This is a genomic window from Actinosynnema sp. CA-299493 (genome assembly GCF_050946825.1).
Lineage (GTDB): Bacteria > Actinomycetota > Actinomycetes > Mycobacteriales > Pseudonocardiaceae > Actinosynnema.
This window is the reverse complement of sequence record NZ_CP191993.1, coordinates 8,628,386-8,645,901: the sequence shown is the minus strand read 5'-3', so window position 1 is coordinate 8,645,901 and position 17,516 is coordinate 8,628,386. Positions and strand designations below refer to the sequence as shown.

Below are 17,516 nucleotides of genomic sequence, written 5' to 3'. Positions count from 1 at the left end.
CACCAACGGTCCACCAACCGCTACCTCACTTGGCGAACTCGGGGATCAGTTCGCCGACCAGGCGCAGGCTCTGCATGACGTCCTCGTGCTTCAGGCTGCCGACCTGGTGGAAGGCCATCAGCCGGTCGATGCCCATGTCCGCGTAGACGCGCAGCTTCTTCCGGCACGTCTCCGGGCTGCCGACGATCAGCGAGTCCTGCTCGTTCAGCGCCTCGAAGATCTCCTCCGGCTCCACGTCGTCGCCCTGCAGGACGCGGCCGATCACCACCTGGGCGCGGTTCGGGCCGGTGGCGCCCGCGGCTTCCGCCCGCAGGAACTCGCCGGTCAGCCCGCCGCCGGTGGGGTCGTTCAGCAGCGCTTCCTGCCGCCGGACGGTCTCGACGAAGGAGTCCGCCGCCTCGAAGAACGTCAGCGCCTTGACCGTGTACCAGGCCGCCGCCGCGATGGCGCCGTTGCGGATCGCCTGCTCGTCGGTCTCCGCGCAGTGCACGAACGTGAAGAAAGCGACCTGGTCGTTGACGAACGAGCCGACCGGCGACGTGCACGCCGCGGCCGCCGCCCGGTACAGGCCGACCATCCGGCGCACCCGCTCGACGGACTCCCAGATGGTCGTGCCGAGGACGCCGACGCCCCGCTGCCCGGCCTCCTCGAACGACGCCGGGCTGGCCGCCGCCTGCCACAGCGGCGGGTGGGGTCGTTGCAGCGGCTTGGGCACGATCGGCACGTCGCGGATCTCGAAGTCCTCGCTGGAGTGCGAGAACCGCTCCGACGTCCACATCCGCGGGATCATCTCGAACGCCTGCTGCGTCTGCCGCCGCACGTCCGCCGGGTCGACGCCGAACAGCCGCCACTCCGGCGCGGTGGACCTGGTCAAGCCGAACTCCAGCCGCCCGCCGCTCAGGTGGTCGAGCATCGCGGCGCGTTCGGCTGCCCTGATCGGGTGGTTGAACCGCGCCGGCGCGAGCACGGCGGCGTGGCCCAGCCTGATCCTCGACGTCCGCTGCGAGATCGCGGCCAGCATCAGCTCCGGCGCGGACGACAGGCTGAACTCGTCGGCGCCGTGGTGCTCGACCTGCCACCAGCAGCCGTAGCCGAGCTCGTCGGCCAGCTCCGCCTGCGCCAACGCCTCGGTGATGCGCGCGTGCTGGTGACCCTCCTGCCACGGGCGCGGGTCCTGGATCTCGTTGAAGACGTCGATCTGCACAGCCGACTCCTCCCGTGGGCTCGCCGAAACGTAGCCCGCGGACGCCCGCCGCGACATGCGCCATTCGGTTGACTGCTTAACCGGTTAATCGCTACCGTCCAACCACGCCGCCGCCACGCTCAAAGGCCGCCACCCTTCGAGAGGCAGGACGCAGTGCGAACAGCGATGACGCTGGTAGCCCTCCTTCTGGCGACCCTCGCCCCACCCGCCGCGGCCGCACCGCCGCCGACCCCGGTGGTCGACTACCTGAAGCGGATCACCGGCAGCCGCACGGTGACCGGGATGCACAACAAAGAGCCCAACTCCGACCCCGCGCGCCACACCGCCAAGGTCCACGCGATCACCGGCGTCCACCCCGGTCTGTGGGGAGGTGACTTCCTCTTCGCGCAGGACGACGTCACCCACCGCCAGACCATGGTCGACCAGGCCCTGACCGAGTGGCGCAACGGCTCGCTCGTCACGCTGACCTGGCACGTCTGCCCGCCGACCCGACCCACCGCCTGCGGCTGGGACGCGGGCGTGAACGACGACCTCACCGACGCGCAGTGGGCGCAGCTGGTCACCGACGGCACCGCCCTCAACAACGCCTGGAAGTCGCGCCTCGACGAGGTCGTGCCGTTCCTGCGCCGACTCCTCGACGCCGGCGTGCAACCGCTGTTCCGGCCGCTGCACGAGATGAACGACGGCTGGTCCTGGTGGGGCGGGCGACCCGGCGCGAGCGGCAGCCGCCGCCTCTACCAGCTCACCCACGACCACCTCGTCCGGACGCGCGGCCTGACCGGCATGGCGTGGGTCTGGAACGTCAAGGACCTCGACCCCGCCCGCATCGCCGACTACTACCCGGGCCCGGCGTACGCCGACGTCGTGTCGCTCGACGCGTGGAACAGCTTCTGGCCCGCCACCACGTACTACGACACCCTCAAGTCGCTCGCGCCGGGCAAGCCGCTGGCGCTGGCCGAGGTCGGCAAGGTCCCGTCACCCGCCGAGCTGGCGTCCCAACCCGACTGGGCGTACTTCATGGCGTGGCCGGAGTTCTTCGACGACAAGCAGCTCAACCCCGACAGCGCCGTCCGCGCCACCTACGCCTCACCGCGCGCGGTCAACCAGGGCCGGCTGGACGGCGGCGGCAACCTCGCCCTCGGCCGCCCGTCCTGGTCGACTACCACCGAGAGCGCCGCCCACCCGCCTGCCCACGCGTTCGACGGGGACCCGACCACCCGGTGGAGCAGCGCGTTCACCGACCGGCACTCGCTGTGGGTCGACCTCGGCTCGACGCGACCGGTCCGCCGCGTCCGGCTCGACTGGGAGGCCGCGCACGCCCGGCAGTACCAGGTCCAGGTCTCGTCCGACGGCACGACCTGGACCACCGTGCACGAGGACTACGCGGCCGACGGCGGCACGGACGAGATCGTGCTCGACACGAGCGCGCGCTACGTGAAGCTGCACGCCTTCCAACGCGCCACCCCGTACGGCTACTCGCTCTGGGAGATGGGCGTGTTCAGCTAGCGGTCCGCACGATCGGCACGACCTGCCCGATCAGCAGCCGCAGCGCCTCCCGGTCCACGGTGGCCGGGTCCTCGGCCAGCCAGTCGCCGATCTCCTCGACGAACTGGGCGGGCGTCATCGGCGGCACGATGGCGTCCGCCGGTTCCTCGGTGGTCACCACGCCCTCGCGGCTCGGGTAGACCAGCAGCGCGGTCCGGATGTCCAGCCACGGCAGCAGCTTCCGGTACACCGCGAGGCTGCGCGGCATCCGCATGCCGCCGCCCCGGAACGGGTGGCCGTTGCGCCACACGGCGCCGTCGTCCTCGGCCTCGTAGTGCCCGGGCAGCCACGACTTCGACTCGATCAGCACCAACCTCCGCCCGCACAGCACGGCGTGGTCGACGTCGGCGAACACCGAGCCGGGCCAGGCGAGGCCGTGGAAGATCCGCGCGCCGGGCAGCCGGGTCAGGTACTGGTTGAGCAGGTCGGCGGTGAGCCGTTCGCAGACCCGGTCGTCCGTGGTCCCGTGCACCACGCCGGTGTCGTGGTCCAGCGTGAACGACCGGTCGGCCCGGATCGCCGCCAGGTACCGCCGCACCAGCCGGAACGCCGCCGTCGCCGCCGCGGCCACCACCAGCAGCCAGACGCCGAGCGCCAACGGCGAGAAGTCGATGACGACCACCGGCAGCAGCAGGAAGAACCAGCCGCACATGGCCGCCAGCGCGGGCGCGTGCCCCGGACCGGCGGCCGGCACGTACCGGACCCGCTGGGCGACGTCGACCAGGTGCCACCACGCGAGGCCGCCGAGGTCCACCACGGGCTTCGGAGGTACGAAGTCGGGGTCTTCGCCGAAGTTGCGCAACCGGCCGGTCCGACCGGAGCGCGGCGGGCGGGTCGGCGAGGTCGGCCGTGCGCCCGGACGGGTGAACGTCCACCCGCGGTCGTAGTCACGTCGGCGGGTCGGGTCCCGCAGGGTGTCATATGCCTCTTGCAGCATCCGGAAGGTGCCGGAGGACCCGCCCGCGTCCGGGTGCATGACCTTGGCCAGGGAGCGGTAAGCGGACTTGATCTCCGCCTCGGACGCGTAGCGGCCGACCCCGAGGAGTTCGTAGTAGTCGACTCCGCGCACGAGGGCAGACCTTAGCGGCCCTGTCTCCGGGACCGCGGTCATGGTTAGTGTTGGGTCAGGAGCCCGGTAGCGCAGTGGTTGTCGCGCCCTCCCCCTGGGAGGGAGGACGCCGGTTCGAATCCGGCCCGGCTCGGGACCATGTAGCGCAGTGGTTGACGCGCCCTCCCCCTGGGAGGGAGGACGCCGGTTCGAGTCCGGCCTGGTCCGCTCGGTGCGACCTCGTCGCGCGCGGGGGTATTCGAGCGGCCGGCGGGCGTCGGCGGGGTTCGAGTTGCCGGTGCCCGCCGGCCGGCGCACGCTTCGGGCCATGGCGACTTGCGACGTCTGCGGCAACGACTACTGGATGGCCTTCGAGGTCCGCACGGTCGGCGGTGGCGTGCACACGTTCGACAGCTTCGAGTGCGCGATCCAACGCCTGGCGCCCCGCTGCGAGCACTGCGACTGCCGCATCCTGGGCCACGGCGTCGAGGTGAGTGGCCGGTTCTTCTGCTGCGCCCACTGCGCGCGCAGCGCGGACCACCTCGGCGCCGAGATCAAGGACACGGTCGGCGCGCACCCCGGCTGACCACCGGTCTCAGCCGGTCTCAGCCGGTCTCAGCCGCAGTCCAGCACCAGCTTGCCGTTGACGAACGCCGGTTGCAGGTCGCCGCGCGCGTCGACGCTCTTGGTGCCGTGCGGCAGGACCTCCTCGATCGCGCTGAACGCGAGGATGTCCGACACGCCGTAACGGCCGCGCAGCGCGCGCTGGCCGGGGAACCGCAGCGCCCGGCCCTCCCGCCGGTCGCGGTGCGCCAACGCCGCACGCAGCGCGCCCCGGTTCAGCTCCTCGGGTCCGGCGAGGGTGTGCAGCGAGCCGTTGTGCACCGCCACGCCGTAGCCGCGTTCGATCAGCGTCGACACGGTGTTCTCCGAGGGCTCCTCGGCGAGCCGGAACGACATCGCGTGCCGTCCCTCCACGTCGTGGACGCACACGAGCTGGGCGTGGAACAGCAACGTCTCGTACAGCGACACCGCGACGGTGTCCGCGGTCGTCCGGTCGTCGTGACCGGCGTTGAGGCCGAGCCAGGTGGTCATCCGGCCGCCTCGGCGACGTCGTCGTGCGTGGGGTGGGGCACGAAGTCCTCCTCGGCGCGGTCGGCGCGGGACAGGATTTCGGTGGAGGCTAGTCCGTTCGGGTGATGAAGTGGTAGCCGCCGAATGGCCGGTATCCGAAACTCAGATGGGTAGCAGGTCGAAACCTCCGAGGAACGGGAGCGCGCCCGTCTGCTGCAACGCGGCGGCGGACAGCCACACGCTGAGGATCGTGACCAGCGGGCCGACGATCGCCATCTCGACCGTGCCGCCGGTCTTCATCCGCATGATCTTCGGCGGCGCGACCGGGAACCAGGTCTTGCCCATCAGCGGGATCGGCCACAGGATCGGGCAGCCCTGCTCGGTGATCGCGTCGCCGAGGTAGTGGGCGAAGCACCCGACCCCCACCGCGATGCCGCACGCCGCCGCGCTGGCCGGCGTCTGCGCCGTCCAGGCCACGCAGGCAACCGTGATGGCGGCCGAGACGCCGGTGATGAGCAGGGCGTCCTTCTGGGGGCACCAGTCGTTCATGATCCCGCGCACGGCCAGGCCGGCGAACACGAACATCAGCGCGGGCAGCGCCCACTTCTGCGACTGCTGCACCACGGCGGTCGTGCCGACGGCGGCGGCCAGGGCGAACGCCAGCGTGTGCGTCAGGCCGCGGTGCCCGCCGTCGCGGTTGGAGTCCTTGCGGGTGCGGGTGGTGCGGTAGACGAACGAGCTGATCGTGTTGATCAGGGCCGACGCGCCCGCGCTGACCGGCCCGAACGTCCGCGAGATGGTCGAGGACGGGTGGTCGAGGTCGGGCAGCAGGGCGGCGCCGGTGGCGAGCACCGCGCCGACCGCCCAGCTCTGCGGCGTGAGCTGGCCGATGGGGTGGTTCTCGGCCATCGCGGTCACCGCCGCCCAGGCCAGCAGACCGCTCATGGCGTGGGTCGGACCCGTCGACAACGCTGCCCCCTTGATCACTCGTACGGGTCGAGGTTAGCGGGACGCGGCCCGGTGGCGCGCGCATCCCGCGAACGCGTGTTCGAGTCTCGCCGAGTGCCACCGTCGCTCGCCCGTCGCTCGCTCATCGCTCGCTCATCGGTCGCCCCGTCGGTCGTCCCGTGGGTCGTCCCCGTGCGGCGGCCGGTGGGCGCGGCTGGTTGTATTGGCCGGGAGACCACACGTGCCACCGGCGGCAGCGGCCTCGGCGCAGGTGTGACGCCGTTCCCTTTTTCCGCCCGGATGGACGCAAGCAACCCGACATAGCAGTACGCTTGTCTTGCTTGCATTGTCGCGAGAGGAGCGCCCTGAGTATGGGCAAGATCAAGGTTCAGGGGACCGTCGTCGAACTCGACGGCGACGAGATGACGCGGATCATCTGGCAGTTCATCAAGGACAAGCTGATCCACCCGTACCTGGACGTCGACCTCGAGTACTACGACCTGGGCATCGAGCACCGGGACGCCACCGACGACCAGGTCACCATCGACTCCGCGCACGCCATCAAGAAGCACGGCGTCGGCGTGAAGTGCGCCACCATCACGCCCGACGAGGCGCGGGTGGAGGAGTTCGGCCTGAAGAAGATGTGGGTCTCGCCGAACGGCACGATCCGCAACATCCTCGGCGGCGTGGTGTTCCGCGAGCCGATCATCATCTCGAACATCCCGCGGCTGGTGCCGGGCTGGACGAAGCCGATCATCATCGGCCGTCACGCGCACGGCGACCAGTACAAGGCGACCAACTTCAAGGTCCCCGGCGCGGGCGAGCTGACCATCACGTTCACGCCCGAGGACGGCTCCGAGCCGATCAAGCACGTGGTGGCCAACTACGGCGCCGACGGCGGCGTGGCCATGGGCATGTACAACTTCAACAAGTCCATCGAGGACTTCGCGCGTGCCTCCTTCTCGTACGGGTTGCAGCGCAACTACCCGGTGTACATGTCGACCAAGAACACCATCCTCAAGGCGTACGACGGCGCCTTCAAGGACATCTTCCAGCAGGTGTTCGAGGACGAGTTCAAGGCGCGGTTCGACGCGGCGGGCCTGACCTACGAGCACCGCCTGATCGACGACATGGTGGCCGCCGCGATGAAGTGGGAGGGCGGCTACGTCTGGGCGTGCAAGAACTACGACGGCGACGTCCAGTCCGACACGGTCGCGCAGGGCTTCGGCTCGCTGGGCCTGATGACGTCGGTGCTGATGACGCCGGACGGCAGGACCGTCGAGGCGGAGGCCGCGCACGGCACCGTCACCCGGCACTACCGGCAGCACCAAGCGGGCAAGCCGACGTCCACCAACCCGATCGCGTCGATCTTCGCGTGGACCGGTGGCCTGAAGCACCGCGGCAAGCTGGACGGCACGCCGGAGGTGACCGGCTTCGCGCAGACGTTGGAGCAGGTCATCGTGGAGACCGTCGAGAGCGGCCGGATGACCAAGGACCTCGCCGTGCTCGTCGGCAAGGACCAGGAGTGGCTGACCACCGAGGACTTCCTCGGCACGCTGGACGAGAACCTGCAGAAGAAGATGGCCGGCTGACGCCCGCCCTTCGGCTCGCGTGATCAGGGGACCGCCTCCGGGCGGTCCCCTGATCCGTTTCGGCAACCACGCCGGCGCCGGCGCGTGCTGTTCCGTTTCCGTGACGGCGTCACCCGTCCGGTTCCCCGGTGGGGTGGAATGTGCCGCCGACCGTCCCGAGCCCTGCCCGCTCGCGCTATATCTGCACTTCGGCAGCGGTGTCGGGAGGCGTGATGTTCGGGATTCCGGTGCGTGGCGTGGTCGTCGTGGGTGTGCTCGCGGCGGCCGGGTTGATGTACGTCGCCAACGAGGGCAAGAGGCTCGGCGTGGACGAGACCGCCGGCCACGAGTGCAGGGTGACGGTGATCGCCGACATCCTCAACGTGCGGTCCGGGCCGGCCGACACCCAGCCGATCGTGGCGACCATGCCGCGTGACGCGGTGGTGCGGGCCGAGCCGAGGATCGAGAACGGCTTCCGGCTGCTGTCGGACGGGCGGTGGGTGAAGGCCGAGTTCGTGACGCCCACCTCGGACAGCGGCTGCACGTGATCTGATGGGCGGATGTTCTTCAAGTGGCGGTCGTTCCGGCGTGGCGTGGTGACCTGCGCGTGCGAGCCGGAGTGGCCCGGTCTGCGGGCCGTGGTGGACGGGCACGAGCTGGCGGGGGTGCCGTCGCCGGAGGGCAGCAGCCCGCTGGTGCTGATGTGGGGCCTGGCCGCGTCCTGCACGGGCTGCGGCGCCGAGTACCCGCACGGCTGGGCGGTCGCGGATCGCGGTTAGGCTGCCCGGGTGCTGACCGTCTCCTCGATCAACGTCAACGGGCTGCGCGCCGCGGCGAAGAAGGGCTACCTCGAGTGGCTGGCCGCGACGGCGGCCGACGTGGTGTGCCTCCAGGAGGTGCGCGCCGAGCCCGGGCAGCTGCCGGACGAGGTGCGGTCGCCGGAGGGTTGGCACGTGGCGCACGCGTACTCCGAGGTCAAGGGGCGCAACGGGGTCGCCGTGCTGACGCGCGAGGCGCCGCGGGCCGTGCGGATCGGGTTCGGGGCGCCCGAGTTCGAGCACTCGGGCCGGTACGTCGAGGTCGAGCTGGCCGACGTGGTCGTGGCGTCGCTGTACCTGCCCAGCGGTGACGTCGGCACGCCGAGGCAGGACGAGAAGGACCGGTTCACGGCGGCGTTCCTGCCGTACCTGGTGGAGCTGCGCGACAAGGCCGCCGCCGACGGGCGCGAGGTGCTGGTGTGCGGCGACTGGAACATCGCGCACCGGGCCGAGGACCTGAAGGCGTGGAAGACGAACCAGAAGTCGTCCGGCTTCCTGCCGGAGGAGCGCGCCTGGCTGGACCGCGTGTTCGGCGAGGCCCGCTACGTCGACGTGGTCCGCTCCCTGCACCCGGACGTGACGGGCCCGTACACCTGGTGGTCCTATCGCGGCAAGGCCTTCGACAACGACTCCGGCTGGCGGATCGACCTGCACGCCGCCACCGAACCCCTGGCCGCCACCGCCCGCACCGCCGTGGTCGAGCGGGCGGCCACGTACGCCGAGCGCTGGTCCGACCACGCTCCCGTCACCGTCAGCTTTGACTGGCCCAAGGCCGGGGATCAGGCACAATCGTGAGCGGGAGGTGACGTCCGTGCACGAGATCATCACGGCCAGGTCGTCCGAGGTGGGGGACCTGTGCCGCACGTTGGGCGTTCGTCGTCTCGATGTGTTCGGGTCCGCTGTCGGTGACTCGTTCGACGTGGTGTCCAGTGACGTGGACGTCCTCGTGGAGTTCGACGCCGGTCCGGGCTTCGACTACTTCGACAGCTACTTCGCCCTGAAGGAAGGGCTGGAGCGGATCTTCGGCCGACCGGTCGACCTCGTGAGCGGTTCCAGCATCCGCAACCCGTACTTCCGTCAGCGCGTGATGGAAACCCGGGAACAGCTGTATGCGGCCTGATCCCCGCGCCTACCTCTGGGACGCGTCGCAAGCCGTTGACCTGCTGAGTCAGTTCAGCGCCGGCAAGTCGTTCGTCGACTACGAGGCGGACGCCATGCTGAGGTCGGCGGTCGAGCGGCAGTTCGAGATCATCGGCGAAGCTTTGAACCAGCTCCGCAAGGTAGATGCCGAACTCGCGTCGGCCATCCCGGACGTCAACCGGATCGTCGCTTTCCGCAACATCCTGATCCACGGGTACGCCTCGGTTGACGATGCTTTGGTCTGGCAGACGCTCATCGACAAGGTGCCCGCGTTGGAGCAGGTGCTTCGCCGACTGCTCGATCGCGCGGATGACTGATGGGTTCCACAACGCGCATCCGCCGGCGGATCGACCTGCACGCCGCCACCGAACCCCTGGCCGCCACCGCCCGCACCGCCGTGGTCGAGCGGGCGGCCACGTACGCCGAGCGCTGGTCCGACCACGCGCCCGTGACGGTCGTCTACGGCTGAGTCGCGAGTCCTGGGCGGCTCGGGTCGATCCGTTGCGCGCAGGCGGAACCGATCCACCCGACGATCGACTTCGCTCGTTCGGCCGCACTTCACCCCGAGTTCGTGACGCGCTCCCTGGTTCGTGAGAACTTTTCACTTAACCGAGACACCGGGAGCGTTCGATGGGGATCAGCCGGCGGCGTTTCTTCCAGGCGACGGGCGCGGCGGGCGCCGGGCTGCTGTGGGGCGGGCCCGCGTGGGCGGCCACCACCGGCACGACGTTGGACGCGACGGCCACGGCGGTCGGCGGCACGGGCTACCGCAGGTTGCGGGCCGGCCCGGGGTGGCCGTCGGTGGTGCGGTCGGACCTGGCGGCGCCCGGTGCGGGACGGGCGGATCGACGCACGTCGCTGGCCTGCTTCGTCCAGTTCACCGACATGCACATGGTCGACGCGCAGAGCCCGGCCCGCTTCGAGTACACCCACCCGCTGCTGGGCGCCGGGGCCTTCCGCGCGCACGAGACGCTCGCCCAGCACACGTCGACGGCACTGGTCCAGCGGATCAACGCCATCCGCACCGGGCCGTTCACCGACCGCCCGATCGACTTCATGATGACCACCGGCGACAACACCGACAACCACGAGCTGATCGAGCTCGACTGGTTCTTCACCGTCCTCAACGGCGGCCGGATCACCGCGAACACCGGCGACCCCGCCCGCTACGAAGGCGTGCAGGACTCCGGCGTCACGGCCTACTGGAACCCGGGCTCCACCCTCCTCGACGACTACCGGGCCAAGGGCTTCCCGCACCTGCCCGGCCTGCTCGACGCCGCCATCCGCCCGTTCGACAGCCCCGGCCTGCGCATCCCCTGGTACTGCACGTTCGGCAACCACGACGACAGCGTGGTCGGCACGCTGCCCGACGGCATCCCGCTGCTCGACGGCCTCTACACCTCGAACCGCAAGATCATGGGCTTCTCGGCCGGCCAGACCCAGCGGCTCGCCAGGGCCATGACCGACCCCGCGCACGTGCTGGACGCGGCGGCCGTCGTCGCCGAGGGCGGCCTGGTCCGCACGGTCACGCCGGACGCCCGCCGCCGCCCGTTCACCACCGCCGAGTTCGTCCGGGCGCACCTCGACCCGCGCCACACCGGCCCCGGGCCGCACGGCCACGGCTTCACCGACGACAACGCCGACGGCGTGGACGTCTTCTACGCGTTCCCGATCGCGCCCGGCGTCACCGGCGTCAGCCTCGACACCACGACCACCGGTGGCTTCGCCGACGGCTCGATCGGCCTGCACCAGTACCTCTGGCTGGAACGGACCCTCAAGCGCGGCAGCTCCCGCTACTACGACGTGCTCGGCTTCCCCCACCGCCAGGACGTCACCGACGAGCTGTTCGTCCTGTTCAGCCACCACACCAGCTGGACCATGGGCAACGTCCTGCCCGACCGCCGCCGCCCGCTCGACCCGCGACTGGACGGCAAGGCGCTCGTCGACCTCCTCGGCCGGTTCCCGAACGTCGTCGCCTGGGTCAACGGCCACACCCACGAGAACCGGATCGTCCCGCACGGCACCGGCGAGCGCGCGTTCTGGGAGATCAACACCGCCGCTCACGTCGACCACCCGCAGCACGCCCGGATCATCGAGCTCGCCGACAACGGCGACGGCACGTTGTCCCTGTTCACCACCCTGGTGGAGGGTGACGCGCCGTACCAGGCGGACTACGACGACCCCTCGCCGCGCGGCCTCGCGTCGCTGGCCCGCGAGTTCGCGTTCAACGACCCGCACGCCAACGCGAACGCCGTCGGCGCGGCGACCGACCGCAACACCGAGCTCCTGGTGGCCGGGAGGTCGCCGGTCCGCTAGCGCGACAGCACCCGACAGCACCCGACCGCGCCTGGTGTCGGACGTCACACTGGGCGTGATCAGGAATTTTCCGCACCTAGTGTCGTTGTCGTGGCCGTGGACATCTCGATCACCCCGCCGGAACCGACGCCCAGCGAGTCGTCGATGCGACGCGCCTTGCGCCGTGCCGCGGACGGCGCGGTGCTCGACGTCACCGAGGCCGCCGTGCTGCTGCACGCCCGCGGTGACGACCTGGAGTCGTTGCTGGCCGCCGCCGGCCGGGTGCGTGACGCGCACCTGCTGGCGGAGGGGCGGCCGGGTGTCGTCACCTACAGCCGCAACGCGTTCATCCCGCTGACCCGCCTGTGCCGGGACCGCTGCCACTACTGCACGTTCGCCACGGTCCCGCACAAGCTGCCCGCCGCGTTCCTGGAGCGCGACGAGGTGCTGGAGATCGCCCGCCGGGCCGCCGCCCAGGGCTGCAAGGAAGCCCTCTTCACGCTGGGCGACCGGCCCGAGGAGCGGTGGCCGCAGGCGAAGGAGTGGCTGGAGGCGCGCGGGTACTCCTCGACGCTCGACTACGTGCGGGCCAGCGCCATCGCGGTGCTGGAGGAGACCGGCCTGCTGCCGCACCTCAACCCCGGCGTGCTGAGCTGGGAGGAGTTGCAGCGGCTGCGCCCGGTCGCGGCCAGCATGGGGATGATGCTGGAGACCACGGCCGAGCGGCTGTGGAGCGAGAAGGGCGGCCCGCACCACGGCAGCCCCGACAAGGAGCCCGCGGTCCGGCTGCGGGTGCTCACCGACGCGGGTCGGGTGAACGTGCCGTTCACCACCGGGATCCTGATCGGCATCGGCGAGACGGTCACCGAGCGCGCCGAGTCCCTGCTGGCCATGCGCGGCGTCGCGCGCCAGTACGGGCACGTCCAGGAAGTGATCATCCAGAACTTCCGGGCCAAGCCGGACACCGCGATGCGCGGCATGCCCGACGCCGATCTGCGCGAGCTGGCCGCCACGATCGCGGTGGCGCGGCTGGTCATGCCGTCGTCCACGAGCGTGCAGGCGCCGCCGAACCTGGTCGGCGGCGAGTTCGGGCTGATGCTCAGGGCCGGTGTCGACGACTGGGGCGGCGTCTCGCCCGTGACGCCGGACCACGTCAACCCCGAGCGGCCGTGGCCGCAGGTCGACGTGCTGGCCGAGCACACCCGCGCGGCCGGGTTCGAGCTGCGCGAGCGCCTCGCCGTCTACCCGCGCTACGTGACCGCGACCGCCGGGCAGTGGATCGACACCCGCCTCACCGCGCACGTGTCCGCGCTGGCGCGGGAGGACGGCCTGGCCGAGCCGGACGCGCCGGTCGTCGGCCGCGAGTGGCAGGAGCCCGACGGCGGCCTGGACACCTACGGCCGGGCCGACCTGAACACCGCCATCGACACCGAGGGCCGCACCGAGGACCGGCGCGGCGACTTCGACAGCGTCTACGGCGACTGGGCGTCGTTGACCGTCCCCAAGGCGGTCGAACGGCTGCCCGAGGACGCCGCCCGCGCCCTCGGGCTGGCCGCGGACAGCCCCGGGAAGCTGCTGGACGACACCGACGCCGCCATGGCGCTGCTCACCGCGGACGGCGCGGCGCTGGAGACCATGACCAGGCTCGCCGACGAGCTGCGCGCCGAGGTGGTCGGCGACGACGTCACCTACGTGGTCAACCGGAACATCAACTTCTCCAACGTCTGCTACGTCGGCTGCCGGTTCTGCGCGTTCGCCCAGCGCGAGCGCGACGCCGACGCGTTCCGGCTGTCCGTGGCCGAGGTCGCCGACCGCGCGCAGGAGGCGTGGGACGCGGGCGCGACCGAGGTCTGCATGCAGGGCGGCATCGACCCGAAGCTGCCGGTCACGTACTACGCCGACGTCGTGCGCGCGATCAAGACCAGGGTGCCGGGCATGCACGTGCACGCGTTCAGCCCGATGGAGATCGTCAGCGCGGCGGCCAAGGCGGGCGTGAGCGTGCGCGAGTGGCTGACCGAGCTGCGCGACGCGGGCCTGGACACCATCCCCGGCACGGCCGCCGAGATCCTCGACGACGACGTGCGCTGGGTGCTGACCAAGGGCAAGCTGCCCGCCGCGACCTGGCTGGACGTGGTCGCCACCGCGCACGAGGTGGGCATCCGCTCGTCGTCCACGATGATGTACGGCCACGTCGACCACCCCGGCCACTGGCTCGGGCACTTCCGGGCGCTGGCGGCGCTGCAGGACCGCACGGGCGGCCTGACCGAGTTCGTGGGCCTGCCCTTCGTGCACCGCAACGCGCCGATCTACCTGGCGGGCGTCGCCCGTCCCGGCCCCACGCGGCGCGACAACCGGGCCGTGCACGCGTTCGCCCGGCTCGCCCTGCACGGCCGCGTGGACAACGTCCAGTGCTCGTGGGTCAAGCTGGGCGACGAGGGCACTGCCGAGGTGCTCCGGGGCGGCGCCAACGACCTGGGCGGCACGCTCATGGAGGAGACCATCAGCCGCATGGCGGGCTCCGAGCACGGCTCCGCCCGCACGGCCGTCGAGCTGCACGCGACCGCGGCGCTGGCCGGTCGCCCGGCCCGGCAGCGCACTACGACATATGGCCGAGTCGACGTCGTGGGGTAACCCCTGCGGGGACGGGTGGGAGCGGTTGTGGTTAGTCTGCCGCCGGTCGCGTTTACCTGAGCCGGACAGGGCAGTCCCTCAGCTTCGGTAGGTTCGCGGCCGTCCGTCAACAAGGTTCACTCCTCGGTGGAGTGGCACGGTGTTGGTGAGGAGGCTGGGCGGTGCGCGGTCGCGGTGTGGTCCTGGGTCTGGTCCTGGGCGCGGCGTCTTCCCTGGTCGTCGGCGGTGTCGCGGCGGCGGCCGACGGCGCGGTGGCGGCTCCGGTCTCCATCGAGGCGCCGGTCGGCATCGCCGCGGTGGCGTTCGGCGTGATCGGCCTGGTGGCCGGTCTGGTCCGGCGTCGCCGGACGGTCGTGGTGCGCACGGCGGCGAACCAGCCCGTGGTCATCACCCCGGTGGTCGACGGCGGCGACGTGACCGAGGTGCGGCCCGCCACCACCGGGGTCTGATCGGCCTGGGAGAATCCTCCCGTGGCTGTCGAAAACTCTGTGGAGAACGCCGCGGGCGGGGCCGCCGGCCTGCCTGCCGAGAACCCGGCTCCGACCCCGGTGGGCCGCCCCCGCGTGCTGTCCGGCATCCAGCCGACCGCGGGCTCGTTCCACCTCGGCAACTACCTCGGCGCGCTCCGCCAGTGGGTGGCGCTGCAGGAGACGCACGACGCGTTCTACTGCGTCGTCGACCTGCACGCGATCACCGTCGAGCAGGACCCCAAGGTGCTGCGCCAGAACACCCGCGTGTCGGCCGCGCAGCTGCTCGCGCTCGGCATCGACCCGGACCGCTCGGCGCTGTTCGTGCAGTCGCACGTCCCGGAGCACGCGCAGCTGGCCTGGGTGATGCAGTGCCTGACCGGCTTCGGCGAGGCCAGCCGGATGACCCAGTTCAAGGACAAGTCCGCGCGGCAGGAGGCGGCGATCGGCGTCGGCCTGTTCACGTACCCGATCCTCCAGGCCGCGGACATCCTGCTCTACCAGGCGCACCACGTGCCGGTTGGCGAGGACCAGCGGCAGCACCTGGAGCTGACCCGCGACCTGGCGCAGCGGTTCAACACCCGGTACGGCAAGACGTTCCGGCTGCCCGAGCCCTACATCGTCAAGGACACCGCCAAGATCTACGACCTCCAGGACCCGACGTCGAAGATGTCGAAGTCCGTGCCGGCGGGCGTGGTGGAGCTGCTGGAGGACCCGAAGCGGTCGGCCAAGAAGATCCGGTCGGCGGTCACGGACACCGGCCGCGAGATCGTGCACGACCCGGAGCACAAGCCCGGCGTGAGCAACCTGCTGGTGATCTACTCCGCGTTGACCGGGCGCTCGGTCGAGTCGCTGGTCGCCGACTACGAGGGCAAGGGCTACGGGGACCTGAAGAAGGACCTCGGCGAGGTGTTCACCGACTTCGTCACGCCGGTCAGGGCGCGGGTGGCCGAGTACCTGGACGACACCGCCGAGCTGGACAAGGTGCTGGCGCGCGGCGCGGAACGGGCGCGTGCGGTGGCCGCGAAGACGCTGGCGCGGGCCTACGACCGGATCGGGTTCCTGTCGAGTGGCGTGTGATCACCTGACGCACTAACTTTTCCGTGTGGCGGAAAAGGGTGGGACCGACGAGTCGAAGCTCGACCGGCTGCGCCGGCGGAAGCCGTGGCTGGACCACCTGTTCCGCGCCGCCGACCGGTACAGCGAGAGCTACGGGGCGCACTACGCGGCGGCGGTGACGTACTTCAGCGTGCTGTCGCTCGTGCCCATGCTGATGATCGGGTTCGCCGTCGCCGGCTTCGTGCTGGCCTCGCAGCCCGGGTTGCTGGACGAGCTGAAGGTCTCCATCGCCGAGGCGGTGCCGGGCGCGCTCGGCGACACCATCAACGAAGTGGTGCAGCAGGCCATCGACTCCAAGGGCACGGTCGGCGTCCTCGGCCTGCTCACCGCCGCCTACTCCGGCCTGGGGTGGATGAGCAACCTGCGTGACGCGCTGACCGCGCAGTGGGGCCACGCCAAGGAGGACCTGCCGTTCTTCAAGACCCTGGTGAAGGACCTGTTGGCGCTGGTCAGCCTGGGTGCGGCGCTGGTGGTGTCGTTCGGTCTGACGGCGGCGGGCAGCGGGCTGGCGGAGCTGGTGCTGCGGTGGGTCGGCCTGGACGGCGTGGGGTGGGCCGAGGCGCTGCTGAAGATCGGCACGATCGTGCTCGGCCTGGTGGCGAACTGGCTGGTGTTCCTGTGGGTCCTGGCCAAGCTGCCGCGCAAGCCGTTCAGCCTGCGCAGCGCGGCCAAGGGCGCGGCGGCGGCGGCGTTCGTGTTCGAGGTGCTCAAGCAGGGCGGGACGCTCTACCTGAGCACCGTCACGTCCTCACCGGCGGGCGCGGCGTTCGGCCCGATCATCGGTGTGCTGTTCTTCGCGAACCTGGTGGCCCAGTCGCTGCTGTTCATCACCGCCTGGACGGCCACCGCGCGGGAGAACCTGCTGCGCGACCCGCCCGTGCCGCCGCCGCCCGCGGTGATCCAGCCGGTGGTGCAGGTGCGGTCCGGTCCCAGCCCCCGCGCCGCCGTCGGGCTGGTCGGCGCGGGGCTGCTGCTGGGCGCGTTGTTCCGGCGGCGTTGAGGCCGACGTCCTCCGCCCGCGTCCGGGCTCAGGTCCAGAAGACGGCGATGCCCACGTTCAGCACGACCAGGCCGGCCAGGACGGGCGCGAGCCAGGCGGCGGGCCTCTTCTTCAGGTTGACCGCGACCAGGGCCGCGATGACGACCAGGACCAGCAGCTTCACGCCGATCTTGACGTTGTCGTAGTCCTGGTCGGTCAGCGGGGCCAGGCCCATCAGCGCCACGCCGGTGAGCAGCTGCAACGCGCTGCCGTGCAGCCAGCCCTTGTTCAGCGGGGCGTCGGTCCCGGCTCGGCGCTGGACGAAGAACATCGCGATCAGCATGCCCATGCCGAGCAGGTGCAGGAACACCAGCAGTAGGCGCACGAACTCCACGGCGGAGCCTCCAGGTGTGGTGGGTTACTCGCTGTCGGCGCTTCTGGCCGCACGCAGCCCGCGCACGCCCAACACGCCGATGACCGTGCCGAAGGTGAGCGACGCGACGACGAGCAGCAGGTGGACGGTGAAGAACGCGGTCGGGCCGCCGTCCCACGAGCGGGGGTCCTTCCAGATGTTGCGCAGGAAGGTCGGCCAGATCACCCAGGACCACACCCCGAAGGCAAGCAGGAACACGGACGTGCCGCGGGAGAGCTTCACCGGAGCAGTATCCGACGTGGCG

General features: G+C 71.1%; 19 protein-coding genes, 2 tRNA genes and 1 pseudogene. 16 read left to right on the top strand and 6 right to left on the bottom strand.

Translation table 11 applies throughout. The features are described from left to right. Window positions 1-25: 25 nt before the first annotated feature. A complete protein-coding gene (locus tag ACQPYE_RS37095; protein ID WP_498717781.1) occupies window positions 26-1,204 on the bottom strand; it encodes an LLM class flavin-dependent oxidoreductase in 1,179 nt (392 codons plus the stop codon). Between the two features lie 165 nt (window positions 1,205-1,369). On the opposite strand from ACQPYE_RS37095, the gene ACQPYE_RS37090 reads away from it, so the two are divergent. After that, window positions 1,370-2,710, top strand: a complete 1,341-nt coding sequence (locus ACQPYE_RS37090; protein WP_498717780.1) for a glycosyl hydrolase — start codon at window positions 1,370-1,372, stop codon at window positions 2,708-2,710. On the opposite strand, the gene ACQPYE_RS37085 is transcribed toward ACQPYE_RS37090, so the two are convergent. After that, window positions 2,703-3,818, bottom strand: coding sequence for a J domain-containing protein (locus ACQPYE_RS37085; protein WP_498717779.1), 1,116 nt, complete (start codon window positions 3,816-3,818; stop codon window positions 2,703-2,705). The genes ACQPYE_RS37090 and ACQPYE_RS37085 overlap by 8 nt on opposite strands. Window positions 3,819-3,877: 59 nt before the next feature. Here ACQPYE_RS37085 and ACQPYE_RS37080 point away from each other — a divergent pair. The 3 genes from ACQPYE_RS37080 (at window position 3,878) to ACQPYE_RS37070 (ending at window position 4,383) form a co-directional block, all read left to right on the top strand. Next, a tRNA-Pro gene (locus tag ACQPYE_RS37080) sits at window positions 3,878-3,951 on the top strand. Then, window positions 3,952-4,025, top strand: a tRNA-Pro gene (locus tag ACQPYE_RS37075). Between the two features lie 100 nt (window positions 4,026-4,125). Next, window positions 4,126-4,383: a metallothionein gene (locus tag ACQPYE_RS37070; RefSeq protein WP_498717778.1), complete on the top strand. Its 258-nt coding sequence runs from the start codon at window positions 4,126-4,128 to the stop codon at window positions 4,381-4,383. A 29-nt stretch (window positions 4,384-4,412) separates the two neighbouring features. Here ACQPYE_RS37070 and ACQPYE_RS37065 read toward each other — a convergent pair whose 3' ends face one another. Further along, complete coding sequence (locus ACQPYE_RS37065; RefSeq protein ID WP_498717777.1) at window positions 4,413-4,892, bottom strand: hypothetical protein; 480 nt, start codon at window positions 4,890-4,892, stop codon at window positions 4,413-4,415. Between the two features lie 141 nt (window positions 4,893-5,033). Further along, window positions 5,034-5,840 (bottom strand): metal-dependent hydrolase, encoded by an 807-nt coding sequence (locus ACQPYE_RS37060; RefSeq protein ID WP_498723064.1) that lies wholly within the window; start codon window positions 5,838-5,840, stop codon window positions 5,034-5,036. A 350-nt stretch (window positions 5,841-6,190) separates the two neighbouring features. Between ACQPYE_RS37060 and ACQPYE_RS37055 the strand changes: the two genes are divergently transcribed. The 12 genes and pseudogenes from ACQPYE_RS37055 (at window position 6,191) to ACQPYE_RS37000 (ending at window position 16,860) form a co-directional block, all read left to right on the top strand. Next, window positions 6,191-7,411: an NADP-dependent isocitrate dehydrogenase gene (locus ACQPYE_RS37055; RefSeq protein ID WP_498717776.1), complete on the top strand. Its 1,221-nt coding sequence runs from the start codon at window positions 6,191-6,193 to the stop codon at window positions 7,409-7,411. A gap of 212 nt (window positions 7,412-7,623) precedes the next feature. Next, window positions 7,624-7,938: an SH3 domain-containing protein gene (locus ACQPYE_RS37050; RefSeq protein ID WP_498717775.1), complete on the top strand. Its 315-nt coding sequence runs from the start codon at window positions 7,624-7,626 to the stop codon at window positions 7,936-7,938. Between the two features lie 12 nt (window positions 7,939-7,950). Continuing rightward, complete coding sequence (locus ACQPYE_RS37045; protein ID WP_498717773.1) at window positions 7,951-8,169, top strand: hypothetical protein; 219 nt, start codon at window positions 7,951-7,953, stop codon at window positions 8,167-8,169. Between the two features lie 9 nt (window positions 8,170-8,178). Next, window positions 8,179-9,003 (top strand): exodeoxyribonuclease III, encoded by an 825-nt coding sequence (locus ACQPYE_RS37040; RefSeq protein ID WP_498717772.1) that lies wholly within the window; start codon window positions 8,179-8,181, stop codon window positions 9,001-9,003. Window positions 9,004-9,019: 16 nt separating this feature from the next. Next, complete coding sequence (locus ACQPYE_RS37035) at window positions 9,020-9,328, top strand: nucleotidyltransferase family protein (RefSeq protein ID WP_498717771.1); 309 nt, start codon at window positions 9,020-9,022, stop codon at window positions 9,326-9,328. After that, window positions 9,318-9,665 (top strand): HepT-like ribonuclease domain-containing protein, encoded by a 348-nt coding sequence (locus tag ACQPYE_RS37030; RefSeq protein ID WP_498717770.1) that lies wholly within the window; start codon window positions 9,318-9,320, stop codon window positions 9,663-9,665. The genes ACQPYE_RS37035 and ACQPYE_RS37030 overlap by 11 nt, the downstream gene beginning before the upstream one ends. Before the next feature lie 26 nt (window positions 9,666-9,691). Further along, window positions 9,692-9,817, top strand: a pseudogene (locus tag ACQPYE_RS37025) (exodeoxyribonuclease III); the annotation flags it as partial. A gap of 161 nt (window positions 9,818-9,978) precedes the next feature. Further along, window positions 9,979-11,664 (top strand): TIGR03767 family metallophosphoesterase, encoded by a 1,686-nt coding sequence (locus tag ACQPYE_RS37020; protein WP_498717769.1) that lies wholly within the window; start codon window positions 9,979-9,981, stop codon window positions 11,662-11,664. A gap of 90 nt (window positions 11,665-11,754) precedes the next feature. Continuing rightward, complete coding sequence (locus tag ACQPYE_RS37015; RefSeq protein WP_498717768.1) at window positions 11,755-14,274, top strand: bifunctional FO biosynthesis protein CofGH; 2,520 nt, start codon at window positions 11,755-11,757, stop codon at window positions 14,272-14,274. 161 nt (window positions 14,275-14,435) lie between these two features. Next, the gene (locus ACQPYE_RS37010) at window positions 14,436-14,723 is read left to right on the top strand and encodes a hypothetical protein (protein ID WP_498717767.1); all 288 of its coding nucleotides are present in this window, start codon (window positions 14,436-14,438) and stop codon (window positions 14,721-14,723) included. Window positions 14,724-14,792: 69 nt separating this feature from the next. Continuing rightward, window positions 14,793-15,821, top strand: a complete 1,029-nt coding sequence (gene trpS, locus ACQPYE_RS37005; protein WP_498723063.1) for a tryptophan--tRNA ligase — start codon at window positions 14,793-14,795, stop codon at window positions 15,819-15,821. 25 nt (window positions 15,822-15,846) lie between these two features. Further along, window positions 15,847-16,860, top strand: coding sequence for a YhjD/YihY/BrkB family envelope integrity protein (locus tag ACQPYE_RS37000; protein ID WP_498717766.1), 1,014 nt, complete (start codon window positions 15,847-15,849; stop codon window positions 16,858-16,860). Window positions 16,861-16,888: 28 nt separating this feature from the next. Here the strand turns inward: ACQPYE_RS37000 and ACQPYE_RS36995 are convergent, their stop codons facing one another. Both ACQPYE_RS36995 and ACQPYE_RS36990 read right to left on the bottom strand, forming a co-directional pair. Then, complete coding sequence (locus tag ACQPYE_RS36995; RefSeq protein ID WP_498717765.1) at window positions 16,889-17,233, bottom strand: hypothetical protein; 345 nt, start codon at window positions 17,231-17,233, stop codon at window positions 16,889-16,891. A 24-nt stretch (window positions 17,234-17,257) separates the two neighbouring features. Beyond that, a complete protein-coding gene (locus tag ACQPYE_RS36990; RefSeq protein ID WP_498717764.1) occupies window positions 17,258-17,494 on the bottom strand; it encodes an SCO4848 family membrane protein in 237 nt (78 codons plus the stop codon). Between the last annotated feature and the right edge of the window lie 22 nt (window positions 17,495-17,516).